The organism is Sphaerisporangium rhizosphaerae (genome assembly GCF_042665155.1).
GTDB lineage: Bacteria > Actinomycetota > Actinomycetes > Streptosporangiales > Streptosporangiaceae > Sphaerisporangium > Sphaerisporangium rhizosphaerae.
In genome coordinates, this window is record NZ_JBHTCG010000004.1 from 101,026 (window position 1) to 127,174 (window position 26,149).

Annotated in this window: 21 protein-coding genes and 1 riboswitch; of the genes, 11 read left to right on the plus strand and 10 right to left on the minus strand. The window is 71.8% G+C overall.

The genetic code is table 11. The annotated features are described in order from the left end of the window. Positions 1-3 precede the first annotated feature (3 nt). The 4 genes from ACFQSB_RS07585 (at position 4) to ACFQSB_RS07600 (ending at position 4,624) form a co-directional block, all read left to right on the plus strand. Positions 4-1,287, plus strand: coding sequence for an adenylosuccinate synthase (locus ACFQSB_RS07585; protein ID WP_354842511.1), 1,284 nt, complete (start codon positions 4-6; stop codon positions 1,285-1,287). A 69-nt stretch (positions 1,288-1,356) separates the two neighbouring features. Then, positions 1,357-2,277 carry a glycerophosphodiester phosphodiesterase family protein gene (locus ACFQSB_RS07590; protein WP_354842513.1) on the plus strand — a complete coding sequence of 307 codons (921 nt, stop codon included), beginning with the start codon at positions 1,357-1,359 and terminating at the stop codon, positions 2,275-2,277. 175 nt (positions 2,278-2,452) lie between these two features. Next, on the plus strand, positions 2,453-3,268 hold the full coding sequence (locus ACFQSB_RS07595) for a hypothetical protein (protein WP_380825175.1): 816 nt from the start codon (positions 2,453-2,455) through the stop codon (positions 3,266-3,268). Between the two features lie 153 nt (positions 3,269-3,421). After that, a complete protein-coding gene (locus ACFQSB_RS07600) occupies positions 3,422-4,624 on the plus strand; it encodes a helix-turn-helix domain-containing protein (RefSeq protein ID WP_380825177.1) in 1,203 nt (400 codons plus the stop codon). 454 nt (positions 4,625-5,078) lie between these two features. Here ACFQSB_RS07600 and ACFQSB_RS07605 read toward each other — a convergent pair whose 3' ends face one another. The 3 genes from ACFQSB_RS07605 to ACFQSB_RS07615 form a co-directional block, all read right to left on the minus strand. Beyond that, a complete protein-coding gene (locus ACFQSB_RS07605; RefSeq protein ID WP_380825179.1) occupies positions 5,079-5,726 on the minus strand; it encodes a hypothetical protein in 648 nt (215 codons plus the stop codon). A gap of 1,089 nt (positions 5,727-6,815) precedes the next feature. Beyond that, positions 6,816-7,175, minus strand: coding sequence for a hypothetical protein (locus ACFQSB_RS07610; RefSeq protein WP_380825182.1), 360 nt, complete (start codon positions 7,173-7,175; stop codon positions 6,816-6,818). 88 nt (positions 7,176-7,263) lie between these two features. Beyond that, positions 7,264-7,509, minus strand: a complete 246-nt coding sequence (locus ACFQSB_RS07615) for a hypothetical protein (RefSeq protein WP_380825183.1) — start codon at positions 7,507-7,509, stop codon at positions 7,264-7,266. A gap of 1,122 nt (positions 7,510-8,631) precedes the next feature. Here ACFQSB_RS07615 and ACFQSB_RS07620 point away from each other — a divergent pair. Both ACFQSB_RS07620 and tenA read left to right on the plus strand, forming a co-directional pair. Beyond that, positions 8,632-9,177 carry an SEL1-like repeat protein gene (locus tag ACFQSB_RS07620; RefSeq protein WP_380825186.1) on the plus strand — a complete coding sequence of 182 codons (546 nt, stop codon included), beginning with the start codon at positions 8,632-8,634 and terminating at the stop codon, positions 9,175-9,177. A gap of 9 nt (positions 9,178-9,186) precedes the next feature. Next, positions 9,187-9,297, plus strand: a riboswitch (TPP riboswitch). After that, positions 9,290-9,985: a thiaminase II gene (tenA, locus tag ACFQSB_RS07625; RefSeq protein WP_380825188.1), complete on the plus strand. Its 696-nt coding sequence runs from the start codon at positions 9,290-9,292 to the stop codon at positions 9,983-9,985. (Overlaps the previous riboswitch by 8 nt.) 57 nt (positions 9,986-10,042) lie before the next feature. Here tenA and ACFQSB_RS07630 read toward each other — a convergent pair whose 3' ends face one another. Beyond that, entirely contained in the window at positions 10,043-11,272 is a 1,230-nt protein-coding gene (locus ACFQSB_RS07630) for a hypothetical protein (protein WP_380825190.1), read from the minus strand. Between the two features lie 139 nt (positions 11,273-11,411). Beyond that, positions 11,412-12,545, minus strand: coding sequence for a magnesium/cobalt transporter CorA (corA, locus tag ACFQSB_RS07635; protein ID WP_380825191.1), 1,134 nt, complete (start codon positions 12,543-12,545; stop codon positions 11,412-11,414). Between the two features lie 417 nt (positions 12,546-12,962). On the opposite strand from corA, the gene purD reads away from it, so the two are divergent. The 5 genes from purD to ACFQSB_RS07660 all read left to right on the plus strand — a co-directional run bounded on the left by purD (position 12,963) and on the right by ACFQSB_RS07660 (position 19,850). Beyond that, a complete protein-coding gene (purD, locus tag ACFQSB_RS07640; protein ID WP_380825193.1) occupies positions 12,963-14,195 on the plus strand; it encodes a phosphoribosylamine--glycine ligase in 1,233 nt (410 codons plus the stop codon). Between the two features lie 83 nt (positions 14,196-14,278). Next, positions 14,279-15,514 (plus strand): hypothetical protein, encoded by a 1,236-nt coding sequence (locus ACFQSB_RS07645; protein WP_380825195.1) that lies wholly within the window; start codon positions 14,279-14,281, stop codon positions 15,512-15,514. Positions 15,515-15,654: 140 nt separating this feature from the next. Then, positions 15,655-16,926, plus strand: a complete 1,272-nt coding sequence (gene murA / locus ACFQSB_RS07650) for a UDP-N-acetylglucosamine 1-carboxyvinyltransferase (protein ID WP_354842541.1) — start codon at positions 15,655-15,657, stop codon at positions 16,924-16,926. A gap of 423 nt (positions 16,927-17,349) precedes the next feature. Further along, positions 17,350-18,597, plus strand: coding sequence for a transcriptional regulator (locus ACFQSB_RS07655; protein ID WP_380825570.1), 1,248 nt, complete (start codon positions 17,350-17,352; stop codon positions 18,595-18,597). A gap of 314 nt (positions 18,598-18,911) precedes the next feature. Continuing rightward, a complete protein-coding gene (locus ACFQSB_RS07660; RefSeq protein ID WP_380825196.1) occupies positions 18,912-19,850 on the plus strand; it encodes an EamA family transporter in 939 nt (312 codons plus the stop codon). 67 nt (positions 19,851-19,917) lie between these two features. On the opposite strand, the gene hisC is transcribed toward ACFQSB_RS07660, so the two are convergent. The 5 genes from hisC to ACFQSB_RS07685 all read right to left on the minus strand — a co-directional run bounded on the left by hisC (position 19,918) and on the right by ACFQSB_RS07685 (position 26,068). Beyond that, complete coding sequence (gene hisC, locus ACFQSB_RS07665) at positions 19,918-20,982, minus strand: histidinol-phosphate transaminase (RefSeq protein ID WP_380825197.1); 1,065 nt, start codon at positions 20,980-20,982, stop codon at positions 19,918-19,920. Between the two features lie 88 nt (positions 20,983-21,070). Continuing rightward, entirely contained in the window at positions 21,071-21,730 is a 660-nt protein-coding gene (locus ACFQSB_RS07670; RefSeq protein ID WP_354842552.1) for an NUDIX hydrolase, read from the minus strand. Between the two features lie 39 nt (positions 21,731-21,769). Further along, positions 21,770-23,578, minus strand: a complete 1,809-nt coding sequence (locus ACFQSB_RS07675) for a DUF4434 domain-containing protein (protein WP_380825199.1) — start codon at positions 23,576-23,578, stop codon at positions 21,770-21,772. Between the two features lie 117 nt (positions 23,579-23,695). Then, positions 23,696-24,784, minus strand: a complete 1,089-nt coding sequence (locus ACFQSB_RS07680) for a glycosyltransferase (RefSeq protein WP_380825200.1) — start codon at positions 24,782-24,784, stop codon at positions 23,696-23,698. Between the two features lie 18 nt (positions 24,785-24,802). Beyond that, on the minus strand, positions 24,803-26,068 hold the full coding sequence (locus ACFQSB_RS07685) for a nucleotide sugar dehydrogenase (protein WP_354918442.1): 1,266 nt from the start codon (positions 26,066-26,068) through the stop codon (positions 24,803-24,805). Positions 26,069-26,149 lie beyond the last annotated feature (81 nt).

A 26,149-nucleotide genomic window follows, 5' to 3' on the forward strand; every position in this document is an offset into this window, starting at 1 on the left:
ACCATGCCGGCTGTCGTTCTCGTGGGCGCCCAGTGGGGCGATGAGGGCAAAGGTAAGGCCACCGACCTGCTGGGCGGGGAGGTGGACTACGTCGTCCGCTACCAGGGCGGGAACAACGCCGGCCACACCGTGGTCATCGGCGACCAGAAGTACGCGCTGCACCTGCTGCCCACCGGAGTGCTGTCTCCGGAGGTGGTCCCGGTGATCGGCAACGGCGTCGTGATCGACCCCGGCGTGCTGCTGGCGGAGATCGACGGGCTGAAGGAACGCGGCATCTCCTGCGACCGGCTGCTCATCTCGGCCAGCGCGCACCTGATCATGCCCCACCACAAGGCGCTGGACAAGGTCACCGAGCGCTACCTCGGCAAGGCCCGCATCGGCACCACCGGCCGCGGCATCGGCCCGGCCTACGGCGACAAGATCGCGCGGATGGGCGTGCGCGTGCAGGACCTGCTCGACCCGGGCATCCTCGGCAAGAAGATCGAGGTCGCCCTGAACGAGAAGAACCAGGTGCTGACCAAGGTCTACAACCGCAGGGGCATCGAGCCGGCGCGGGTGCTGGAGGAGTACCTCGGCTACGCCGAACGGCTCAAGCCGCACATCGCCGACACCTCGCTGATCCTCAACAAGGCGCTCGACGAGGACAAGGTCGTCCTGCTCGAAGGCGGCCAGGGCAACCTGCTCGACATCGACCACGGCACCTACCCGTTCGTCACCTCCTCCTCGCCGACCTCCGGCGGCGCGTGCATCGGCTCGGGCATCCCGCCGACCCGGCTGACCCGCGTGATCGGCATCCTCAAGGCCTACACCACGCGCGTCGGCTCCGGCCCGTTCCCGACCGAGCTGACCGACGACATGGGCGACTGGCTGCGCACGACCGGCGGCGAGTACGGCGTCACCACCGGCCGCGACCGCCGCTGCGGCTGGTTCGACGCGATCATCGCCCGGTACGCCACCCGCATCAACGGCGTCACCGACTTCTTCCTCACCAAGCTGGACGTGCTGTCCGGCCTCGAGCGCATCCCGGTGTGCGTCGCCTACGAGGTGGACGGCGTGCGCCACGACGAGATCCCGATGACCCAGACCGACTTCCACCACGCCACGCCGGTCTACGAGGAGCTGCCCGGCTGGCAGGAGGACATCACCGAGGCCAAGACCTTCGAGGACCTGCCGAAGAACGCGCAGAACTACGTCAGGACCCTGGAGGAGCTGAGCGGCGCGCCCATCTCCGCCATCGGCGTCGGCCCGGGCCGCACGCAGACCCTCTCGATCCGTCCCCTGGTCTGAGGCTCGCCGGGGCCGCGCACGGCCCCGCCTGAGGAAGGCCGGAGAGGGTGGACGATAGGGTGCGCCATTGTGCAGGTTGAAATACACGGCCACCGGGGGGCACGGGGCCTGCGCCCGGAGAACACCCTCCCCGGCATGGCCTTCACGCTGGGGGTGGGCGTCCACGCCATCGAGTTCGACGTCGCGCTGAGCGCCGACCGCCGGCTCGTCCTCACCCATGATCTGACCGTGTCGCCGGTGACCAGCACGGACACCGGCCCGGCCATCCCCGGGGACCCCGCCTTCCCCTACGTCGGCAAGCCGATCCGCTCGCTGTCCCAGCAGCAGCTGCGCACGCTGGACGTGGGGGTGCGGCACCCGAAGTCCCCCTCCGACCGGTTCGCGCGCACGCAGGTCCCGGTCCCGGGCACCCGCATGCCCACCCTCGGGGCCGTCCTCGCCCTGGTGGACGCCTACGGCGGCGACGGCGTGCGGCTGAACGTCGAGCTGAAGTCCGACCCCACCCGGCCCGACCTGTCCGGCGACCCGGCCGAGCTGACCGAGCTGGTCGTCGCCGAGCTCGACCGGCACGGCCGGCTGGGCGGCGCGGCGATCCTCAGCTTCGACTGGCGCGTGCTGCGCGCGGCCGAGAGCCTGATCGCCGAACGCTACGCCCTGGTCGAGAAGGCGACGCTGACGCCCGCGTGGCTCGGGCTCGACCACGTCGCCGACTTCGGCGGGGACATCGCGGCGGCGGCCCGCTCCATCGGCGCCACCACCCTGTCCCCCGACCGCGTGCTGGTCGACGAGCGGCTGATGGCCCGGGCCGCGGCGGCCGGGCTGCCCGTCGCCGTCTGGACGGTCAACGACCCCGAGGAGGCCGGGCGCATGATCGACCTCGGCGTGGCGGGGATCGTCACCGACTACCCCGACCGGATGCGCGAGCTGTGGAGCTCGCGCGGCCTGCCTCTCCCCGCCCCCGCCGCCGCCCTGCGTCCCACCCCCGCCTGACCGCGCCGGCGCCATTCGTCCGGGTTCGGCGGAGATCCGGGCGGGCTTTTCCGCGCGTCCCAACATCAACTGCAGTGCTCGCGGGAGTAGGGTGCGAGAAACTGAAGCGACAGGGCGCCGGAGGCCGAGGGCACGCCCCCGGCGGCCGCACGGCCGGACCCACGGGAGGTCAGCGATGCAGGCGGAGATGTCGGCGTGGGCCGTCGAGCGGTTCGGCGAGCGCGCCGCCTCGGTGCGCGGACGGCTGGCCGCGTCCCTTCTCGAGGCGGCTACCAACGCCCAGGACGCCCAGAAGTCCTCCAGAAGCGACAAACGGTACGCCTATGGGTCCACGCTGATGGCCCGCCGCTACGAGGCGCTCGTCGACGCCTTCCGGCACGAGCCGGGGTTCCAGGTCGTCCGGCCGCACGGCTCGCCGCACCACCTGGTCGTGCTCGACGGCAACCTGCTGCTGCCGTTCCGCTACGCCGACGACGACACCACGCCGATCAGCGAGGCACGGGTCGGCGACGGCCGGGTGTCCGCGCTGGTGCGTGAGCTGTTCACCCGGTTCGGCCCGAAGACCCGCTTCGAGCAGGAGGTCCTCGACCTCGGCATGGACGACGACGGCGAGGCGGCCGGGCTGCGCGAACTGGCCGCCGCGCGTCCCCTGCTCGCCCAGCTCCCCGCCGACACCCGGCTGATCCCGGTCGCGTACGCGGCGAACGCGCAGGCCAGCCTGCTGAAGCTCTACTGGGGCGAGGCCGAGCTGATCGACGACATGGGCCGCGTCCACTGGGTCCACTGCGAGCAGATCCCGCTGCTCACCGCGCTGCCGTGGGTCGTCCAGGGCGTCCCGGCCGCCGAGCCCGGCGCGGCGCCGCGCTTCGACCAGGGCGCCGAGCCCGGCCTCCCCCTCACCAGCCGGCCCGGGGCCGACGGCGCCCCGTTCCCGGCGGACGGCGAGCTCGGCGTCGAGCCCCCGCCCACGGGCACCACAGGGCGACCCTGACCACGCGGACCCGACCCGCGACCAGACCGCAGACCTGCCCGGCGACCACACAGCACGCCCGGCCACGACCACGACGCGGACCCGACCGCGACCACCGCACGCCCGACCACACCGAACGCCCGACCACGACGACGAACCGGCGAACCGACGACCGTGAGAACGACGATCAACGACCGTGAAGGCGGCCGGGGCAGGCGCCCCGCCAGACGGCTCGGCGCCCCCGGCGGCGAACCGAGCCCGCAGGCCGTGGCCGACGCCTTCGACCAGGCCCGGCTCACCCAGGCGCGCCGGCTCGCCGCGATGACCAAGAAGGACCTCGCCGAGCGCGTCGGCGTGACCCCCGCGGCGATCGGCCAGTACGAGACCGGCACGACCCACCCGCGGCCCGACCTCATCCCCCGCCTCGCCGACGCCCTCGACGTCCCGCCGGCCTTCTTCCTGTCAGGACGGCCGCACGGCAAGCTCGACGGCTCCATGGCGCACTTCCGCAGCCTGCGCTCCACCCGCGTGCACCAGCGGGCCAAGGCCGTCGCGTTCGTCGAGCAGGTGTGGGAGCTCACCCACGCGCTGGAGAAGCGCGTCCAGCTCCCCCCCGTCGACCTGCCCGGCTTCTCCGGCGGCGAGGTCCACGCGGGCGCCGAGCCACCCCGCGACCCGGCCGCCACCGCCCGGGCCCTGCGCGGCCACTGGGCGCTCGGCACCGGGCCGATCGCCCACCTCGTCCGCCACATGGAGGCCCACGGCATCGTCGTGGTACTGCCGCCGCCCGACGAGGACGCCACCACGGTGGACGCCTTCTCCACCTCCCACCTGCCGCGCCCGATCGTCGTGCTGACCGCCAACCGGTTCGACGACATCCACCGCTACCGCTTCACCGCCGCCCACGAACTCGGCCACCTCGTGCTGCACGGCGACACGGCCGCAGGCGACCTGCAGCAGGAACGCGAGGCCGACGCCTTCGCCGCCGAGTTCCTCACCCCCCGCGACAGCATCCTCCCCGAGCTTCCCCGGCGCCTCGACCTGCGCAAACTGGCCGAGCTCAAGAACACCTGGGGGGTCTCGGTCGACTCGCTGCTGTACCGCTGCCGCGAGGTCGGCCTGCTGTCGGACTCCTCGACCGGCCGCGCCTACCAGCGCCTGGCCGTCCTGCGCGACCAGCCCGGCTTCGCCAACGAGGCCATCACCGGCTTCCCCGGGGAGCACCCCGTGCTGCTGCGCCAGGCGTTCGACCTGGCCTCCGCCGAGACCGGCCTCACCATGCCCGCACTGGCCGCCCAGCTGGCCTGGCACCTCCCCCGCGTCCGCCAGCTCCTCGGCATCCACGACCACCGCCCCCGCCTCCACCTCGTCCCCTGAGCGGTACGGACAAAGGTCTTCGCTTACACGCCCTGGGGGACGCTCCAGCTCAGTTAAGAGGTCTTCGCCTCCGCGCCCCAAGGGGCGCTACGGCTCAGGAAGTATCTTTTGGGGGGATCCGCCCCCGATCGAGGGCTCCGCCCTCGAGCTCCCGCCAGGAACCTTCATGCCGCCAGTTGCGCGCGTACTTGTTCGCGGAATTCACGCACGCCAACATGGTCGCCGGGCCGGCACCGTCTGACTCGGCTGAGGGGTGCGGCTTGAGCGCACGAAGCGCGGCTTGGCCTTCCGAAGCTCGGATGCCGGCAGCAGCCTCAGGCAGGCACTGGGCGAGCCACTGTGGACCTTCGACAATGGCGATCGTCACAGCGCCAGAAGCAGATCCCAGGGCATCGGCACAACTGTCAACGCTCAACGAGCGCTCGACGCGGGTGGGCTTAAGCCACAGGCGGTGTCAAGCCGTTGGCGGGCGCCGGGCCAGAAGTGCGGGGACGCCGCTGTAGCGGCGGACCAGTCCCGCGAGGCCGTGGTCAATGTATCCAAGGACCTCCACGATCGTCTCGTAGTCGGCGTGCAGGTGGCGGTGGTGGATCGGACAGTGGTGGGCAATCTTGTTCCGCAGCACGCGCAGGTAGTCCAGTTTCTGGTGCAGGTCCCTGCGCCGTCCGCGGTGGTGGGGGAATGCCCGATGCAGGGCGGTGCGCCAAAGACGCTGGTCGTAGCGATTGCCACTGCCCAGCAGGCCGACCCAGAACCCGAACGGCAGCTCATTGACGATCTCCTGCGGGGTGGCTGGGATGGACTGCCGGCGCAGCTGGCCACGCGCATCAGCGATTTTTTGCCGAGCACCGAAGTGCAGATCGGCGCCCGGGGCGTCCCACCAGTCAGCCTGCCCGAACAGCCGGCGCAGCTGCTGGTCGATGACGCTCCGCAGCGCGAGCTCCAAATGCTGCAGCGGCCCGTACAGCCCGCTAGCGATCTCGGTGTTCCAGCAGAACAATCGCAGCGCCGCCACGGTGTCGCCGCCGCACACCGCGACGTACTCACCGAGACGCGCCTGTGAGAGTACTCCGCGCAACCGCAGGGCCTCGGCGTGATCCACCTGACGTCGAACCTTTCAGATGTCGATGTGCTAACGTCGACCGCATAAGCCCCGGATCTGCCTCTGCATCGCACGCAGCCGGGGCACAGCCATTTTCAATGGCCCCGATCTCACCACGAAGTCGGTACTGATGCAGGCAGTTCGACTCCCAAGACACCACCGCGCCGCACTGACCGGCGGAGGTGCGAGCCGTGATCAGCTCCGGACGACCGGCCTGGAGTCCTGCCTCGCCCATGCTTCACCCCCTGATCCTTCCCGTCATCGCACGCCAATGACCAAGTGTGACGCAACGAACACAACAGGTGATGAGACGAAGGCGGAACGACCTGCGAACGACCGATCGGCGTGAGGCGAGCGTGTCCCGGCGGAACGCCGCACCGGCCGCCCTTCATCCATCCCTCGCGACGAGGTTTTCTGCTGCTCCCGGACCACGTACGAACGGAGCGCACTATGCGACCAGGTGACGATGTCGTTCCAGAGTTGCACCTCGCCGCGAGGTATGCGGCGCACGCAACCAGCGGCGAGCACGGCGCGGCGCGCATCCGGCTCGTCGAAGTCCTCCCGCCCGGCGCGGCGGGGCGCCGCGCCAGAGCCGTGCTGCGTCATCTGCTCGAAGAGGCGGGAGCGGCACCGGAGGCGGTCGCCGTGGAGAACTGCACAGAATCCTCGCGCACGGGACATGGATGTTCGGCGACGCCTACACGTTGACGGTCAGCGATCGGGACCTGGACATGGTGCTGGCACGCCATCTCAAGGAGATGGGTCGTGGGCCGGAGGACGGCAGGAACCTGGATTTCCTGCTGGGGAGGGCTCATCGGGGAAGTTCGGGGTGAGAGCACCTTGTCGTCGAGCTCAAGGCTCCTGGGGTCAAGAGCGGGCAGCGTGAAGTAGCGCAGATCAAGAGCTACGCTCAGGCAGTGGCCGGTGACCCGCAGTGCCGTGACGCTCAAGTCTCCTGTGACTTCTGGGTGGTCTCCACGGAGATGGACGACGTCGTGCGACGGGACGCCGCAGCGCCCAACCGCCCGCCCAGCTGTATCGCCGAGCGGGAAGGCGGCGTCCGCATATGGGCGCGCACCTGGAGCGAGATCATTGACGATTGCGAGAAACGCCTCCACTTCTACCGCGAACGGCTGAACCACGACTCAACAGCAGCCACATCGCGGCGCAGATGAGATCGCCCGCCAGCAGTGCCGTGACCCAGCCGGGAGACAGACCCGCGCGAGGGGCGAGGTACATCAGCACCGCCGGGGCGAGGAGCAGCAGCAGTGCCGCGACGGCGACGCATCCGAGCATGGTGATCGCGCCGCGGGTCGCGGGGGCGGGCACGCGGGCGTGCAACTCGCCCTGCAACTCGCCTCGGAACGGCCGGGCGGTGATGACCAGCCGCGCCAGGGCGGCGGGTGGATCCTCCAGCGGGGCGGCGGTCACCGGTACGGCAGCCGTCACTGGCGCGGCGGTCCCCGGCGCGGGGGTCAGGGGGTGGTCGGGGGGCATCGGTGCGGGCTCCGTGGACGTCGGGGCGGCGGGGCCTGGCTCATGAGGCCTTACCGCCGGCGGTGTGGTCGTCGGACCAGAACTCGATCAGTTCCTCGGCGGTGAGCTGCTGTGGCGGACGCGCGGGAGGAGTGCGGCCCGTGCGGACGGCCCAGGTGGTGACCAACAACCCGAGGAGCTCGGCGTCCAGCCGTGCCTGGCGAGACTGCGGCGTCGCGCGGCGCGGGGGCTCGGCACCCGCGCGGGCCGTACGGGTGGCGCGGGTGACGGTGGCGTAGGACAGCATCGACTTCTCTCTCTCGGGGTGAAGGGGTGCCGAACCAACGATGGAGGACGCCGCGCGGGGCCACGACCGACCCAAACATCTCCGGACGACTCCGGAGCCTATGGCCCGGGACCGACGTTTCCCGGCTCCTCGCCCACCGTCGCCGGGATGTCTTCCGCCGGGACCATCCCGACCTATCCGGATCCATCCGGATTTGTTCGGTGGCCTGCGGATTCTCTCGATGGAACGTCCGGCCTCACGTCCGGACAAGGTGGAATTCAGGTTCCGCCGTCAGATTGCCCTGGTTGGTGCAACCATGACTCCATTACCTGACGTAGATCGTCGATCACTCATTCGGCGGAGGGCATGACTGGACATCACCCCGGCGTGGCGGCCTTCATCGGCCGGCTGAACGACCTGCGGGAACTGGCCGGCATGCCGTCCCTCGCCGAACTACGCAGGCTGTCTCACGCGCCCGCCGAGGATGGCCGGCGGTCGAGAGAGCTGGCCGAGAGCACCACACACGACATCCTCACTGGAAAGCGCAACGGGTTGCCCTCCTGGCCGTGGGTGGCCTCGTTCGTGAGCGCCTGCCACCGGGCCGCGGCGGACACAGGGCTGGACGTCACGGCCTTCGGCGGCCTCGCCGACTGGCACTCCCGCTGGTGCGCCGCACGCCCTTCCCTCTCCACCGGCGCCGAGCCGTCTCCGTCCCCCGCTCCGGCAGGCCCACCTGCCGCGACCTCCCTCACCGAGTTTCCGGGCGCCTTCGCCCCAGCGGGGTTTCCCGCCGCACCGGCCATCGAGCCGCCGCTCGGACCGTCCCGCTTCCCACCCGTCCAGAACGAGCCCTTCGCAGTGCCCGGGTGGCCACCTGACCTCGTCGCCCACGCCCCTGCCCCAGTGTTCGAGTGGCCATACCCCGCTGGGCATGTGGAGAGCCCTCCGCCTGCCCCCCTCCACGCGGAGCCCTTCCCGGTACCCGGATGGCCGCCAGACCCTGTTGCCCATGTGGAGAGCCGCCCACCGGCACCCGTCCACACCGATCCCTCCCCAGCGATCGGATGGCCGCCAGACCCTGTTGCCCATGTGGAGGGCCCTCCACCGGCGCCCCGTAAGGCCGATCCGCCGCTCTCGGTGCCGATGCGGCGCTATCTACGGTGGTTCGGTCGCACCGGTGCCCGGCTGGTCCGGCACGCCGAGGCCGGCGACGCCCAGGCATGCCTGCGCCTGTGGGTCATCACCCTGCTCCACGACCGGCTCGCCGAGGCCCGCGACTGGCTCCACCAGGCCGCGGCGGCCGGAGATGACGAAGCGGTGCGGCTGCGCGCTCACCCGGCTCCGCGCAAGGCGGCGACCGAACTGGCGTACGTCTACGCGACCGCCTACGAGACCGAGGGCAACAAGATCAGCCTCGCCATCTTCTTCTACCAACTCGCCGGGCGCCACGGCCACGCGGAGGCCGCTTTCCAGCTCGCGGCGATCCACGCGGGCCGTGGCCATCAATGGCTGGCCGCCACCTGGTTCAGCCGCGCCGCCGATGCCGGGCATCCGCAGGCGTCCGGCAGGTTCACCGCGATCTCCGGGGCAATCAGCGGCGGCGGCGATCTGGACGACCACACGATGCTGGCCGAGCTCGCGAGGGAGTGGAGGCAGGAGCACTCCCGGTGGGGGGCCTCGACGGTCTAGGCTCGAGCCGAGAGTGGACGCGGGAGTCCGGTGGACCGGGCTGAGAGTGCGGCTGGGTGGCCGCAGACCGCTGGAACCTGTCCGGGTCATGCCGGCGTAGGGAGTTGTGTATATGACGACGTCCGAATCCGTCGTTCCGCAGGCGCGGCCGTACAGCGAGGAGCTGTGGGAGGCCATCGCGCCGACGTACAAGGCCATCCTCGACCACCCGTTCATCAGGGGGCTGGTGGAGGGGACGCTGCCGCGCGCGGCGTTCCGGCACTTCGTCGTGCAGGACTCGCACTACCTGCGGGACTACGCCCGCGCGCTGGCCCTGTGCGCGGCCAAGGCGCCCCGTGAGGAGGACGTGCGGGCCTTCGCGAGCGACGCGGTGGGGGCCATCGCCGCCGAGCAGGAGATGCACGCGGCGTTCATGGCCGACCTCGGCGGGTCTGCCGAGCAGGCCGCAGGGCAGCCGGTCGGGCCGACCACGCGCGCCTACACCAGCTACCTGCTGGCGACCGTGTACGGCGGGTCGTTCCTGGACGGGCTCGCGGCGGTGCTGCCCTGTTACTGGATCTACGCCCGGGTGGGCGAGGCGCTGCTGGAAGAGTCCTCACCCGACCCCCTGTACCGCCGGTGGATCGCCGCCTACGGGGACGAGACCTTTCAAAGCGTGGTGCGCCGGGTGGTCTCCCTCGCCGACCACGCGGGCGCCGAGGCGACCGGCGGCCAGCGCGCCCGCGCACTGGAGCACTTCGTCACCACCTCGCGCTACGAGTGGATGTTCTGGGACGCCGCCTGGCGCCAGGAATCCTGGCCCGTCTGACCGGGCGCGACACGTGCCGAACGAGACGGGGTGCGGTCCGGACGGGCGAGGGCGGGGTCAGCCCCGGGTCCAGATCCAGGCGTGACCGTCCTCGTCGTAGTCCGGTTCGCCGCCGACGGCGAGCACCGGGCCGCCGCCGGGCCCGGCCGCCAGGTCGTACACCGCCGGGCTCGACCGGTGCGGGGTCCGCTCGACGGTCCAGTGTCCGCCCGCGTAGTGCACGATCACGTCGCCGCCGCGTTCACCGCCGATCCAGACGCCGCCGCGCCCGTCGGCCGCGACGGCCGTGAAGGCGGGCAGACGGGAGGCCCGGACGCCGGGGAGACGGGAAGCGGGAACGCCGGGCGCGGTCCACCGCGATCCGTCCCATGTGAACAGGACGTTCTCCGGGGGCTCGCCCGGCCGGTTCGCCCGGCCCACGGCCCACGCCTCGCCTGAGGGACTCACCGCCACGCCGGTCAGGCGGCCCTGCTGCGCGGCCGGCGCGGCGGGCAGCGGGGCGGCGGCCCAGCGCTCGCCGTCCCAGCGCGTGATCGCGGGATGCCCGCCCGCCGCGCCGACCGCCCACACCTCGCGCGGCGACGACGCGGCGAAATCCGCCACCTCCATGCCGCCCGGTGATGCGGTCTCGTGCCAGCCCCCGCCCGCCCAGTGCGCCAGGAAGGGCGTCTCGCCGTCCTCGGTGAGCACCCCGGCCATCCACGCCTCGCGGGCCCCGGTCACCGCCGCCGCCTGCAGGACGCGCCCGCCTGGTCCGGCCGGACCGCCCATGCTCGCCCAGCCGCCGCCCTGCCGGCGCCACGCGCGGGCGTCCCCGGTGAAGATCCACGGCAGGCGGCCACCAGGTGCGGCCGAGACGGCGCGGATCCCGATGTCGCGCACCGGGGCCGCGACCTCGCGCCAGGACCGGCCGTCCCAGTGCCTGATCAGCGTGGCGCCCTCGTCGTGGTGGCCTGCGGCCCAGGCGTCGTCCTCGGCGAGCACCAGGGCGGTGTTCATGGAGCCGCCCCACTCGTGCACACCGGTGGCGACCCACTCGGCCTCGCCCTGGGCGACGGACAGCGGGGTGGTCGGGCCCGCCGCCCCGGTCGGGTCGGGGTCGGGGACATCGGAAGCGCTCGGGCCCGATGTGCCGGCCGAGGACGGTACAGCGCTCGCGGACGGCACGGGAGTGGCCGACGGCGCCGGGGACGTGCGGGCGCCGGGGCGGGCGGTGGAGGCGCACGCGGCCAGGAGCAGACCGATGGTCAACGCCAGAAGCACCGCCGCCGGCGCGCGCCTGCTCATCTGGGGATCGTACGGCCATACGGGGCGCCGGGCGGGGGCCACCGTGATCATCCCCCCGGCGCGAGTCGCCGGAATCGTCGCCGGCGGGTCCGACCGCCGTCACGGCTGCCGTGCCGGCACGCGGCGGGCCGCCCGGAGGTCAGAGCCAGCTGTTGCGGCGGAAGCCGCGGTAGAGGAGGGAGCAGATGACGAGCATGACGCCGATGACGAGGGGGTAGCCCCAGACGGCGTTCAGTTCGGGCATGTGCTTGAAGTTCATGCCGTAGATGCCGGCGATCATCGTGGGCACGGAGACGATGGCCACCCAGGCGGAGATCTTGCGCATGTCCTCGTTCGCCAGGGCGTTGGACCTGGCCAGGGCCGCCTGCAGGATCGAGTTGCACAGCTCGTTGGACGACTCGACCTGCTCGCAGACCCGCGAGAGGTGGTCGACGACGTCGCGGAAGTACTCGCGCATCTCGGAGGGGATCATGCGGCGCTGCGGCAGGGCCCCGAGCGGCGTCTGGAGCGGCGTGACCGCGCGCTTCATCTCGATCATCTCGCGCTTGAGCTGGTAGATGCGGCCGATGTCGCGGGAGCTGACGTCGGCGAAGACGGCGGCCTCGACCTCCTCCAGCTCGGCCTGCATCTGGTCGGCGACCGACAGGTAGCGGTCGACGACGTGGTCGGCGATGGCGTGCAGGACGCCGGAGGGGCCGCGGGAGAGCAGCTTGGGCTTGTCCTCCAGGCGGCCGCGCACGTCCGCGAGCGGGCAGTGCTCGCCGTGGCGCACGGTGACCACGAAGTCGGGGCCGACGAACACCATGATCTCGCCGCTGGCGATGATCTCACTGGAGGCGGTCAGCTGGTCGTGGTCGAGGTAGGCGATGGTCTTCAGCACGACGAACAGCGAGTCGCCGTAACGCTCGACCTTCGGCCGCTGGTGCGCCTTGATGGCGTCCTCCACGGCCAGGGGGTGCAACCCGAAGACCTCGGCCAGCCACTCGACCTCGGGGGCCTCCGGCTCGTGGAGCCCCACCCAGACGTAGGCGCCCCCGGTCTCCGACGCGGCGTTGTGCTCGCGGACCAGACTCACGGCCTCCGGGATGCCGGACACGTGGACACGCTTGCCGGCGATGTACGCGCCGTACTGCACAAGGGAGTCACTCGGCGGAACGCAGCGGCCGTTGAGCGGCTCACGGCGCAGAGAGGTGACCGGCGCCGAGGCGCCGAGCCGCACGTGAGTGGTGCGCTGGTGCAGGTTGATCCGCTGGAAAAGGGTGGACGAGCGCATGGCGGTCCCTTCCCGCCCGACCTCGGGAACCCACACGCGGAAAGCATCAAGGCACGACGAACGTCGCAGAAAAGAACAGGCGTGTGGCTCTCAGTCGGACACCGAATTGGAGTGGTCGGGTTTGCGCACGACGTACGTGCGCGAGCACGTACTGCTGGGATCACCAGATGTCATCCCGATTCCACCTCCAATCTCCCGAGAGACGGCCCAAAGCCGCCCTAACTTACCACAGGCAGGCTTCAGCCCATAGCTTACATCCCCACGGGATTGCTCGATCATGTGGAAGTTCACAAAAGGCCGCCGCCCGGCCTGTGAAGACCGGCCGTTCTTTCCCGGCGGGCGCCCCCCTACATACCCCGACCTGCGGCGACACGCGCGGCGTCCGGCGACCCCAGACCCGCCCCGTAGACTCCCCACGTGCGCGTTCTTGTGATTGGAAGCGGCGGCCGCGAGCATGCCCTGTGCCGCGCCCTCGCCCTGGACCCCGCGGTGTCCGACCTCCACTGTGCCCCCGGCAACGCCGGCATCGCCGCGGTGGCGACGCTCCACCCGGTCGTGCCCACCGATCCCGGCCAGGTCGTGGCGCTGGCCACGCGCCTCGGCGCCGAGCTCGTCGTCATCGGGCCCGAGGCGCCGCTGGTGGCCGGCGTCGCCGACGCCGTCCGCGCCGCGGGCCTCCCCTGCTTCGGGCCGTCGAAGGAGGCCGCGCTCATCGAGGGCTCCAAGGCCTTCGCCAAGGACGTCATGGTGGCCGCCGGCGTGCCGACGGCGGGCGCCCGCGTGTGCGTCACCCCCGAGGAGACCGAGGCCGCCCTGGAGGCGTTCGGCGCTCCGTACGTCGTGAAGGACGACGGGCTCGCCGCGGGCAAGGGCGTCGTGGTGACCTCCGACCGCGCCGAGGCGCTCGCCCACGCGGCGGCCTGCGGACGCGTGGTCGTGGAGGAGTACCTCGACGGCCCGGAGGTCTCGCTGTTCGCGTTGTGCGACGGCGCCACGGCCGTCGCGCTCCAGCCCGCCCAGGACTTCAAGCGCGCCTACGACGGCGACCAGGGCCCGAACACCGGCGGCATGGGCGCCTACACGCCGCTGCCGTGGGCGCCCGAGGGTCTCACCGAGCGGGTCATGAACGAGGTCGTCCTGCCGTCCATCGGCGAGCTCGCGCGGCGCGGCGCCCCCTACACCGGAGTCCTGTACGCCGGGCTGGCGCTCACCGCGTCCGGGCCGAAGGTCATCGAGTTCAACGCCCGCTTCGGCGACCCCGAGACGCAGGTGGTGCTCGACCGGCTGGAGACGCCGCTGGCCGGGCTGCTGCTGGCCTGCGCGACCGGCGCCCTCGACCGGCAGCCCGCGCCGCGCTTCCGCGACGGCGCGGCCGTCACCGTGGTCGTCGCGGCCGAGGGTTACCCCGCCGACCCGGTGAAGGGCGACCGCGTCGAAGGGCTCGACCCCGTCGCGAAGGACGCCTACGTCCTGCACGCCGGCACCGCGCTGGACGCCGAGGGGCGGGTGGTGTCGGCGGGCGGCCGGGTGCTGAACGTCGTCGGCACCGGCTCCGACATCGCCGCCGCGCGCGCCGCCGCGTACGCGCAGGTGGAGCAGGTCAGGCTGCGCGGCTCCCACCACCGCTCCGACATCGCCGCCCGCGCCTGACGGAACGAATGATCGCAAACCGGTAGCGCTGGGGCGGCCGGTCGCGATAAGCCCAGGGGGACGGGCGAACCCTGGAGGAACGTATGGCACCCGATCCGGCCGTGCGATCGGACGAGGCCGCCGAAGACGGGGCGGGCGCCGTCCCCAGGACGGACGGCGCCCCAACTACGGACGGCGCCCCCACGAAGGACGGCGCCCCCACGACGGACGGCGCCCCCACGACGGACGGCGCCGACGCCCGCGGGTCGGGTGAGGCCGCCCGCCCGGCGAAGTCCGGCGGGAACGACGGGCCTGGCGCGCTGGACGACATCGCCGGGCTCAGCGAGCAGGACGTGCTGCGCTGGCCCGGCGTGTGGCGGGTGCACATCGCCTCCCGCGCCCAGGAGATCGCGGCCGACGCCGGGCGCTGCCTGGCCGCCCGGCCGGACGAGCGGGGCCTTCGGCCGCTGCACACCGCCATCGAACGCCACCTGGCCGCCGCCGCGCGGTACGCGCACGAGCGGCAGGGCTGGCGGCGCTGGCTGACAGGGCAGGCCATCGAGGCGGCGTGGTCCAACATCTACGGCGCCACCATCCTGCTGTACGGGCTGCTGCCGGCCGGCGAGCTCAACGCCCGCGCCCCCGAGGTCCTCGCCACCGGGCGGGCCTACCTGCCCGCCGACGACGCGCGGCTGGTCGGGCTCACCGCGCGCGTCGCCGCGGGCGACATCGGCGAGAGCGACCGGTCGCTGCTGCAGGCGGTGCTCCGGGCGGCCTACGGCATGGCCTCCATCGAGAGCGGCCGGGTGCGCAGCTTCCGCAACCTGCTGCTCGGCGGCGTCGCCACCCTCACGCTCATCGTCGCCGGCCTGGTCGCCGTCGGGGCGATCTGGCCCGGGGCCATCCCCATGTGCGGCAACGGGACCCTGCTGGCGAGTATCGGGCCGCGCGTGGGCAGCGGGGGGTGCCCGGCCGGCGCCGGCGCCCCGACCCACGGGGACGTGCCGCTGGTCGCGCTCGTCGGGATGCTGGGCGCGGCGCTCGCCACGGCCACGAGCCTGTCGACCCGCTCGGAGCTGTCCACCCGCTACTCCCTCGCCGTCGCGCAGAACCTGCTCAAGGTCCCGGCGGGCGTGGCGACGGCGATCGTCGGCCTGCTGATCCTCAACTCGGGCTTCGTGCCGGGGTTCGGCGGGCTCAGCTCGCAGACCTCGATCCTGGTGTGGGCGATGGTGTTCGGGTACGCCCAGCAGCTCGTGACGCGGTTCGTGGACCAGCGGGCGAACACGCTGCTGACCGCCGCGTCGCCCAGTGCCGGAACCAACACCTCCGTACGCTGAATGATCTGCGCTTCACCGGGTAGCGGAGTGGCGCCAAAGTGGCCGGGCCGCCATCCCGAAAGGGCTACTGTGGGCGGATAACTCTGCCGCCGTCCGCTTAACTGGCGCGTCATTTACCAGAATTCGAGGAGCCTCTACATATGGTTCGATACCGCGTGCGCGGCGGCAACGCCCTGCGTGGAACCGCGTTCATCCAGGGAGCCAAGAACGCCGTGCTCCCGATGATCGGCGCGGCCCTGCTCGCCGCAGAGGGCCGCACGGTTCTGCGCAACGTACCGATCATCGAGGACGTCCGCCGGGCGGTGGAGCTGGCCGAGTCCGTGGGGGCGAAGGTCGAGCTGCACGAGGCCGAGCGCACTCTGGTCATCGACGCATCCCGCCTGACCAGTCCGGTGCTGCCCGCCGAGATCGCGCGGCGCTTCCGCGGGTCGGTGCTCTTCGTCCCGGCGCTGCTCCACCGCCTCGGCGAGGCCGTCATCGAGGGCGTCGGCGGGTGCAACCTCGGCAGCCGCAACCTCGACTTCCACTACCTCGGGTACAAGCGGCTCGGCGCGGTGGTCGACGAGGGCGAGAGCGTCATCCACGTCAAGGCCGCCGGCCTCACCGGCGCCCCGCTGTACCTGGACACCCCCTCGCACACGGGCACCGAGAACCTCATCATGGCGGCGGCGCTCGCCAAGGGCACCACCATCATCGAGAACGCGGCCCTGGAGCCGGAGGTCCTCGACGTCATCGACATGCTCACCAAGATGGGCGCCCGCATCAGCGGCGGCGGAACCGGTTTCATCACCGTCGAGGGCGTCGACGAGCTCACCGCCGTGGAGCACCGGGTCATGCCCGACCGCCTCGACGCCGGCGTGTTCGCGATGGCCGCCGCCATCACGGGCGGCGAGGTCAACCTGGTCGGCGCCTCCCTGGCGCACCTCGGCGTCGTGCGCTGGAAGCTGGAGCAGATGGGCGTCGAGTTCGCCACCGACGGCGCGGTGCTGAACGTCCGCCGCGACCGGCCGCTGCGCCCGATCAACGTGATCACCGACACCTACCCCGGATTCGCCACCGACCTGCAGTCGCCGATCATGACGGTGGCCTGCCTGGCCGACGGGGCGAGCTACATCCACGAGCGCATCTTCGACGGGCGGTTCGCGCTGGCCGGCGAGTTGAACAAGATGGGCGCCAACATCGAGGTCGAGGGCAGCCGCGCGGTCGTCCACGGCGCCACCCCGCTGACCGGAACCGACGTCACGGCGCACGATCTGCGTTCGGGCATCGCGCTCGTGCTCGCGGGCCTCGCCGCTGACGGCGAGACCGTCGTCTCGCCCGGCTACCTCATCGACCGGGGCCACCACGACCTCGCGGCACGCATGAAGGCCCTGGGTGGAGATGTGGTAAGAGAGATTTCCCCTACGACCTGACTGAGCCCGTAAACCGCCTCTGACCTGTTCATATAGCCATCCTTGCCATGCCTTCAGGGCATGGGAGAGCCGCTTTCCGGCAAATCCGGGCGTGACATTAGTGCCTTGGCGAGCGATCGTTCCAAAGAGGACTAGACCGGATGGGAGACGAACCCGAGCCGGAGACGCCGCATGCCGCCTTCCGGCGGCCTGACCGGCGCCCCCGCGAGGCGGACTCGACCAGTGGATTTCGCGAGGAAGCCACGCCGGGCGCCCACCGGGCCGGACACGCCGGCCGCGGGGTGCCGCGCGGCGCGGCGCCTCCATCGAAGGTATGGCGGGATGGGACGAACATTGGTCGAAAGGGCCGAAGAAACTCCGCGAGGATCACGTGTGGGCGCATCGGGCCCGGACCTCACCATCGGGGTGGTGGGGCCTCACGACCTGGTCGAACGCGTGATGCTCATGGGCCACGCGGCGGCCCCGGTTCCGTGCCGGCTGGTCGCCGCGGCTTACCGTGACGAACAGGAGGCGGCCGACAAGGTGGTACGGCTCGGCCCGGGGGTGGACGCCTGCCTGTTCGCCAGCCCCGTGCCGTACGAACTGGCCAGGCGCTCGGGCGTGCTCACGATCCCCGCGACGTACGTCCAGCTCGGGGGCCCAGCCCTCACCGCGGCCCTGGCCAGGGCCGCGCTGGACGAGCGCATCGACCCGCGCAGGGTCAGCGTCGACCTGCTGAGCCGCTCGGACGTCGAGGAGGCTTATGCCGACCTCGGCATGCCGACGGGCGGGGTGCAGACGCGTGAGGAGCCGGGGGCGACCGGCACGGTCGCCGCCTACCACGAACGCCTGATCAGGCAGGGCGCCACGACGGGCGCGCTGACCTGCCTGCCCGCGGTGGCCGACCGGCTCGCGGCGGCCGGGGTGCCGACCGTGCGGGTGCGGCCGACCTCCGCGGCGGTGCGCACGGCGCTGCACACCGCGGCGCTGCTCGGCGCGCACCACAGGCTGGAGGAGTCGCAGCTGACGGTGGTGCTCATCGAGGTGCCGACGTTACGCGAGCCCGTACGGCGGGCGGCTCCGAGGTACTGGCGTGACGAGCTGCGGCTGTCACTGCACCGGCTGCTGGTGCAGGAGGCCAATCGGATGAACGCCGCCGTATGGGCGATCGATGACCACAGCTACCTGGTGACGGCCACCCGCGGCTCCATGGCGGCGGCCACCGACGGGTTCCGGGTCCTGCCCTTCGCCGCGCGCATCCGCGACGAGCTCGGGCTGGCCGTGGAGGTCGGCGTCGGCATGGGACGCACGACTCATGACGCCGAGACGCACGCCAGGGCGGCGCTCGCCCGCTCGCAGGCCGGCAAGCAGCCGCAGGGGTTCGCGGTGGACCGCGAGGGCCGGACGCTCGTCCCTGCGCCGCGGATGCCTCCTCAGGCGCCGGGGCAGGGCAGGCCGAAGGGCGTCGAGGTGCTGGCGAGGCTGGCCGCCAAGCTGGAGGGCGGGGACACGATCGTGGACGCGGAGAGCGCCGGGCGGATGCTCGGGGTCACTCCCCGCACGGCTCGGCGGCTGTTGCGCACGCTGGTTGACGAGGGACTCGCGTGGCCGCTCCCGCCGAACCGCACCCCCCAGCCGGGGCGCCCGCGCCAGCTCTACCGCCTGATCGTGGAGAAGCTCGGCCCACGCTGACCTCCGGGGGCGGGTCGCCCGTGTGGGGCGGGCGACCCGCGCCTCCGAGAGGTGCGGCGGCGGCGACGCGTCGTCCACAGCCTGTGGACAACTGGGCCCGCTTGAGCCACGAATTGTTACATTTCCGCATCTGGGGCCGGAGAAAAGAGCCGAGGCCCGGGTCGCCGGTTTTCCACAGCCTGTGGACGAAGCGGCCTCCGGCGGGCGGCGCGGGTGATGGCGCAGGTGAGCACCGGCGGCGGATCGCGGAGGCACATCTCACGGTCCGATACCCGCGTGTGCCGCCGTCGGGCCGATCGATATTGTCATGAGCTATGGTCGAGAACACTCGTGACATCAAGGTGTGGGCGGCGCTCGCGGCGGTGTACGTCGTGTGGGGGTCGACCTACCTCGGCATCAGGCTCACGATCGAGACCATGCCGCCACTGGTGAGCGCCGGGATGCGCTTCGTCGCGGCGGCGGTCATCCTCGGCACCGTGCTGGTGCTGCGCAAGGGCCCTTCGGTCCTGCGCATGAACGGCCGGCAGTTGTGCGGTGGCGGGCTGGTCGGGCTGCTGCTGCTCCTCGGCGGCAACGGCATGGTGGCGGTCGCCGAACAGCACATCTCCTCCGGCCTGGCCGCCCTCCTGGTCGCCTCGGTGCCGCTCTGGCTGGTCATCTTCCGCACCGTCGCGCGCGACCGGCCGCACCTGCTCTCGCTGGCCGGGGTGCTCATCGGCTTCTGCGGCGTGGCCGGCCTGTCGCTCACCGGCGGCGGGTCCTCCGACTCGACCGGCATCGTGGTCGTGCTCGCCGGCTCGCTGTCGTGGGCGCTCGGCTCGTTCCTGTCCGGACGCATCCCCATGCCGGAGGACCCGTTCGTGGCCAGCACCGTCGAGATGATCGTCGGAGGCGCCGGGCTGCTCATGGTCGGCCCGGCCGTCGGGGAACGCCTGCACCTGGACCAGGTGAGCGCCGGATCGTGGCTGGCGCTGGCCTACCTGGTGCTGGTCGGCTCGCTGGTCGGCTTCACCTCCTACATCTGGCTGCTCGGCAACGCGTCGATCTCACTGGTTTCGACCTACGCGTACGTCAACCCTGTCGTGGCGGTGCTCCTCGGCGTGGTCGTGCTCAACGAGCGGGCGACCGGCCAGATGATCGCCGGCGGCCTGGTGATCGTGCTGGGCGTCGCCCTGGTGGTCTCCACCGAACGCCACGCCCGCCGCCCCCGCCCCTCCGACCAGGCAGGCGAGACCCAGCTCACCCACTCCTGACCGACAACCCCACACGGGCGGACCCCCCGACCGGCCGGAGATTCTCCGTCCGACACAAGCCGGAGGGTCAGCCGTGGGCGCCGAAGGACTCCGCGGCGGCGAGGAAGGTGTCGTTGGCCTCGGGGGAGCCGATGGAGACGCGGGCGCCCTCGCCGGCGAACGGGCGGACGGCCACGCCGTCGACGGCGCAGCGGTCGGCGAACTCCAGCGTGCGGTCACCGAGGCGCAGCCAGACGAAGTTCGCCTCGGTGGGCGGCACCTGCCAGCCCTGCCCGAGAAGGGCCTCACGGACGCGTGTGCGCTCTTTGACGACCGTCTCGACGCGTTCGAGCAACTCGTCCTCGGCGGCCAGCGAGGCGATCGCCGCGGCCTGGCCGATGCTGTTGACGGCGAACGGGACCATGGTCTTGCGCACGGCGGCGGCCACGGGTTCGTGGGCGATGAGATAGCCGACGCGCAGGCCGGCCAGCCCGTACGCCTTGGAGAAGGTGCGCAGGACGGCGACGTTCGGCCGGTCGGCGTACAGGCCCACCCCGTCGGGCACGCCGGCGTCGCGGACGTACTCACGGTAGGCCTCGTCCAGGATGACCAGCACGTCGCCGGGGACCTGGTCGAGGAAGGCCGTCAGCTCGGCGGCGCGGTTGACCGTGCCGGTCGGGTTGTTGGGGTTGCACACGAAGATCATGCGCGTCTCGGGGGTGATCGCCGCCGCCATCGCCGTGAGGTCGTGGGTCTCATCGGCCAGGGGGACGCGCACCGAGACCGCGCCGGCGAGGTCGGCGAGCAGCGGGTAGGCCTCGAAGGACCGCCAGGCGTAGATCACCTCGGCGCCGGGGTCGCTCACGGTGGCGAAGAGCTGCTGAGCGACCGTCACCGAGCCCGCGCCCAGCGCGATGTGCTCGGGAGGCACGCCGAAACGCTCGGCCAGAGCCTCGGTGAGCCGCACGCAGGCGGGGTCGGGATAGCGGTGGACCTCCGCGGCGGCGGAGGCGATGGCCTCCAGCACCGACGGCAGCGGCTCGTACGGGGACTCGTTGGACGACAGCTTGAAGGACCGGCCGTCGGCGGAGACCACGGCCTTGCCCGGCCGATAGGCGGCCATCTCGTCGAGGATGGGACGGAAACGCGGCATGGCCTTACCTTATGACGCGCCGACCCCACGAGAACCCCCGGCCGCGCCCCGAGCCCGCCGAGCGGAGCGAGGCAAAGCGAACACAGCCTCAACCTAGGCGGAGCATGGGGGGGTGGAGGAGTTCGGCGGGGCCGCGGCGGTAGAGCATGGCGGGACGGCCGCCGTCGCGGGTGGTGGTGCGGCCCGTGGGCACCAGGAAGCCGTCGGCCTTGGTGACCTTGCGGTGGAAGTTGCGCGGGTCGAGCGGGCGTCCCCACACGATCTCGTACACCCGCCGCAGATCGGCCACCGTGAACTCCTCCGGGCAGAACGCCGCGCCGAGGGAGGTGTACTCGAGCTTGGCGCCCGCGCGTTCGATGCCGTCGAGCATGATGCGCCGGTGGTCGAAGGCCATGGTCTGCAGGGAGGACACCGGCTGCCAGCTCATGTGGGCCTCGGTGGAGGCCGGAAGGTCGGGCGCGAGCCCGAGGTAGGCCACGCTGACCACGCGCTGGCGCGGGTCGCGGTCGGGGTAGCCGTAGGTGCGGAGCTGCTCGAGGTGCACCGGGGCGCCCGGCAGCCCCGCGCGCTCGGCGAGGACGCGGGACGCGGCGGCGGGCAGATCTTCCTCGAGCTGGATGAAGCCGCCGGAGAGCGCCCAGCACCCTTGGTACGGCGGGCGGTCGCGCCGCCAGACGAGGGCGCTGAGCTGCTGGCAGCGCACGGTGAGCACGACGAGATCCACGCTGACGGGAATGCGCGGGACCATGGCAGGCACGTTACACCGGTGACGGAGGGCCGAAGACCGTCATGTGCCCCGATTGAGGTAGACCGGGGCGTTGCTCTGCCGTCCGTCGGGCGAGGTCACGTCGACGCGGACCCAGGCGTCGGCGGGGATGGACGACCAGTCGACCGGCACCCAGATCTTCCGCACGGCCCCGGGCAGGCCGGGGATCGGCGAAGGGTCGGACCATCCGGCGTCGGCCGCGTCCACCTCGCGCGGCTCCGACCCGCCGTACCAGCTCAGCGTGACCTTGGCGCCGGCGACGTTGTAGCCGCGCACCTCCAGTCCGTCCTGGATGCCGCGTTTGGCGACGATGGCCTGGATGGGGATGGGGCGGCTCCAGTCCTCGGCGACCTGGTCGGCGAGCGTGGGGGTCCCGCAGGTGAAGAAGCTGCTCCACTTGTAGGAGATGATCTTCGAGACGTACGGCCCGACGAAGGTGACCGCCGAGTCCAGGCGCTTCTTGTCGGTCACGCCGCGCTTGCCGCCCGCCTCGCAGGCGCCGTCGCCCTCGGGCTCGAACGCCTCGACGTTGGCCCACAGCTGGACGTCGTCCCCTTCGGCGCGCAGCTCCGCGAGGGCCTCGGCCATGGCGCGGTAGTAGTCGCGCGTGGCGCCGTAGTACGCCTTGCCGTAGGTGGTGTCGCCCACGATGGGCTTGAGCCGGGAGTCGACCTGCTGCCCCTTGAGGTTGGGCCAGAACAGCCCGACCTTGCCGGTGCCGCGGCTGTCCTGCGGGGCGACGATGCCGACGCCGGTGCGCGCGAGCGCCTTGAACCCGGCCTTGACCTGCGCCGGAGTGGAGGTGAACTTCTTCTCCCTGCGCCCGTCCAGGTAGGGGCTGACCATGATGGGCTTGCCGGGCAGTTCCTGTTGCACGATGTCGTGCTGTTCGGCGTACACCTGCAACGTCGGGACCACCGACGGGTCGGGCCAGTCTCTGATCTGCAGCTCGAACGGCTGGTAGACGCCGCCGAGCGAGGCGCGGTCCTTGAAGCGGTCTCCGTAGTCCTGCAGGACGCGCCTGGTCAGCGTGGTCAGGGTGCCGATGTGCCGGGGGTCGGCCCTGGTGGGCTCGACGCGGTCGCGCGGCGCCACGGGCAGCGCCGGGAAGACCTTCATGGCGAAGCGGTCGGCCAGGTCGAGGATCTCGGTCAGGCTGTCCTTGGGCGCCCCGTCCACGAGGATCAGGTGGTAGCCGAGCCCCTTGGTGGTGAAGTCGCAGGTCGGGTTGTCCGAGCCGTCGTCGGGGGTGATCACGCGGTAGAAGACGTCGTCCCCGACGGTGACGGTGTGCTCCATCTGCGGGCACCGGAACAGGTCGGGGCCGAAGGCCTCGTCGGTGCGGTAGATGTAGGTCCAGGTGATGCGGTTGCCGGGGTTGGCGGCCTTCAGGGCCGACTCCGCGGCCTGCACGCACGTCAGGCCGTTCTCCTGGCACCTGTCGAAGCGCGGGTCGGGCTCCTTGCCCTGGGCGTCCAGGACGTGCCCGTCGCCGTCCACGGCGCGCGGCTGCAGGCCGAAGCCGAGGCGCACGACGGTGTCCCCGCCGACGCTGTGGATGGCCTGGAGCTGTCTGCGCCAGGTGCAGTGGTCGGAGGTCGGCACCAGCCAGTAGCCGGTGATCGCGTACGGGGTCGGGCTGGTGGTGTCGAAGGTTCCGCAGGGATCGCTGAACACGCTGGTCGAGGGCGTGGGGCTCGCCGTCTTCGTCTTCTGCGCCGGGGTCGTCGCCGCGCTCTTCGAGTCGCCGGGAGAATGCGGAAGAACCATGACGAGCGCCGCGACAGCGGCCAGAAGGGCCGCACCCAGCAGCAGTGTGAGGCCGCGCACCTTCAGGAGATTACCGTCCTTAAGTTGTGGCCCTCATAAAAGTCGATCAGGGCCGCATCGGCGTTCCGGCGCGCCCGCGCACGGGCGTGCACCGCCCGGCGGGCGGCGTCCGGTGGCCTATTTCTTCACACCGGCCCAGGCCTCGAGCTGTGTCACGAACCTGCGCGCCGAGTTCGGCCAGTGGTGGTTCGCCCGGGCGGCGGCGTACCCGCGCGCCCCGGCGCCCTTGCGCGCCTCCGGATCGTTCCGCAACCGCAGGACGGCCCGCGCCACGGCCTGTGGATCGCGCCAGGGCACGACCACGCCGCTCTGGTAACGCTCCACCAGCTCCACCGCCCTGGGCGACGGAGTGGTGATCACGGGGATGCCGTGCGCCATGTACTCGACGATCTTGGTGGGCATGGAGTGGCGGTAGTTGGGCTCGTCGTGCAGCAGGGAGAGCCCGGCCAGCGCCCCGTCGAGCCGCTTGAGCGCCTCGTCGTTGGGCATGAAGTCGCGCCACTCCAGCACCCCCTCGGCGACGGCCTGGTTGAGCATCGGCCTGCTCTGCGGGTCGGCGTAGCCGATGAGCTCCACCGCGACGCGGTGCGGCTGCAGCAGCCGGCCCACCTCCACCGCCTCCCGCACGCCGCGGGCCTCCGACAGCCACCCCAGGTACACCACGCGGTCGTCGGACGGCTCGCTGACGTGGTCGGGCACCCAGGTCTCGTTCGGCACGACCAGGTGCGCCTGCCGGAAGCGGCCCGCGTAGGCGGTCTCGGCCAGCAGCAGGTGCAGGTGGCGCTCGGCGGTGCCCTCCAGCAGCCGGGCGAGGAAGCGCGTCGGGGGCCGCAGGAAGGACGGCAGCCAGGGCTTCAGCGACAGGGTGGCCGGGGTGTCCTCGTGGACGTCCCAGACCACCGGCGGCCGCTTGCGCACCCCCGCGACCGCGAGCAGCAGCTCGGGGTCGTGGATGAGCGCCAGGTCGACCTGGCCGCGCAGGCTCTTGAAGAGCCTGCGGGCCGCCCGCACCGCCGCCAGTCGCTTGCGCTCGGCGGCTCTGGGCAGGTCCACTCCGGTCACCCACGACCGCGGCACGACACCGCGTGCGGTGTAGGGCGCGGCATACGTGACCACATGACCGGCGTCCACGAGCGCGCGGATCTGCCGGTGCAGGATCCGGGCGTCCTCAGGGTGGTGGACCACCGTCATGACAAGCACGTGCACGCGCCGACCCTCCGCCCGTCAGAGCCGCTCGACGCGATCGCCCTCGGAGAGGACGCCCCGGGTGTCGAGAATGAGATGGGCTCGTTGCTGCACCATGTCCAGGTCGAACTCGGAGTGCTGCTGCAGGAGCACGGTGACGTCCGCCTTGCGCACCGCCTCCGCCAGGTCGTCCTCGCGCGGCACCTCGACCCCGTCGACCGACCACTGCTTGACGTGCGGGTCGGCGAACAGCAGCTCGGCGCCGAGGTCGCGGAACGCGCGGGCGACCGGCACCGCGGGAGTCTCGCGCTCGTCGGCGATGTCGGGCTTGTAGGTGACGCCCATCAGCAGGACCCGCGAGCCGTTCACCGGCTTCTTGGCGCGGTTCAGCAGGCGCTGCACGCGGGCGACGACGTACGCGGGCATCCGCTCGTTGATCTCCTGCGCCAGCTCCACGAAGCGGAACGGGTAGCCGAGCTTGCGCACGGCGTGGGAGAGGTAGGAGGGGTCGACCGGGATGCAGTGCCCGCCGACGCCGGGGCCGGGGAGGAACTTCTGGAACCCGAACGGCTTGGTGGCGGCCGCCTCGATCGACTCCCACAGGTTCACGCCGAGCTCGTCGCAGAAGATGGCCATCTCGTTGACCAGCGCGATGTTGACGTGCCTGTAGGTGTTCTCCAGCAGCTTGGCCATCTCGGCCTCACGGGTGCCGCTGACCGTCACCACCTGCTCGACCAGCCGGCCGTAGAACGCCGCCGCGCGGTCGCGGCAGGCCTGGGTGTAGCCGCCGACGACCTTGGGCGTGTTGCGCAGGCCGAACTTGGGGTTGCCCGGGTCGATGCGCTCGGGCGAGAAGGCGAGGTGGAAGTCGACGCCCGCGGTGAGCCCGGAGGCGTCCTCCAGGATGGGGCGGACCACGTCGTCGGTGGTGCCGGGGTAGGTGGTCGACTCCAGGACGACGAGCGTGCCCCGCTGAAGGTGGCGCCCCACCGTCTCGACCGCGCCGCGCACGGCGGACAGGTCCGGGCGGTGGTCCTCGTCGAGCGGGGTCGGCACGCAGATGACGATGGTGTCGCTGCCCGTCAGGACCGTCTGGTCCAGCGTGGCGGTGAAACCGTTCGTCAGCATCGTGTCCAGGTCGGCGTCGCTCAGGTCGTCGATGTACGAGCGGCCTGAGGTCAGGGCGTCGACCTTGCGCGGGTCGATGTCCAGCCCCACCACCCGGAGGCCGACGCCTGAGGCCTCCTTGGCGAGGGGCATGCCCACGTACCCGAGGCCGATGACCGCGAGATCGTATGCGCTCACGTGACGACCTGAGGGAGTCCGAAACAACACTGCATGGTGGGAAAGGCTATCTCAAGTCCGCACAGATCACGTCTAATGCGA

What these genes read in the sequence shown, in the direction of transcription:
- hisC (WP_380825197.1), bottom strand. Translation starts at nt 20,982, where the DNA reads ATGCCGCGTTTCCGTCCCATCCTCGACGAGATGGCCGCCTATCGGCCG.
- ACFQSB_RS07670 (WP_354842552.1), bottom strand. Translation starts at nt 21,730, where the DNA reads ATGGTCCCGCGCATTCCCGTCAGCGTGGATCTCGTCGTGCTCACCGTG.
- ACFQSB_RS07620 (WP_380825186.1), top strand. Translation starts at nt 8,632, where the DNA reads ATGCGGCGCTATCTACGGTGGTTCGGTCGCACCGGTGCCCGGCTGGTC.
- ACFQSB_RS07660 (WP_380825196.1), top strand. Translation starts at nt 18,912, where the DNA reads ATGGTCGAGAACACTCGTGACATCAAGGTGTGGGCGGCGCTCGCGGCG.
- ACFQSB_RS07595 (WP_380825175.1), top strand. Translation starts at nt 2,453, where the DNA reads ATGCAGGCGGAGATGTCGGCGTGGGCCGTCGAGCGGTTCGGCGAGCGC.
- corA (WP_380825191.1), bottom strand. Translation starts at nt 12,545, where the DNA reads ATGCGCTCGTCCACCCTTTTCCAGCGGATCAACCTGCACCAGCGCACC.
- ACFQSB_RS07645 (WP_380825195.1), top strand. Translation starts at nt 14,279, where the DNA reads ATGGCACCCGATCCGGCCGTGCGATCGGACGAGGCCGCCGAAGACGGG.
- murA (WP_354842541.1), top strand. Translation starts at nt 15,655, where the DNA reads ATGGTTCGATACCGCGTGCGCGGCGGCAACGCCCTGCGTGGAACCGCG.
- ACFQSB_RS07630 (WP_380825190.1), bottom strand. Translation starts at nt 11,272, where the DNA reads ATGAGCAGGCGCGCGCCGGCGGCGGTGCTTCTGGCGTTGACCATCGGT.
- ACFQSB_RS07615 (WP_380825183.1), bottom strand. Translation starts at nt 7,509, where the DNA reads ATGCTGTCCTACGCCACCGTCACCCGCGCCACCCGTACGGCCCGCGCG.
- tenA (WP_380825188.1), top strand. Translation starts at nt 9,290, where the DNA reads ATGACGACGTCCGAATCCGTCGTTCCGCAGGCGCGGCCGTACAGCGAG.
- ACFQSB_RS07585 (WP_354842511.1), top strand. Translation starts at nt 4, where the DNA reads ATGCCGGCTGTCGTTCTCGTGGGCGCCCAGTGGGGCGATGAGGGCAAA.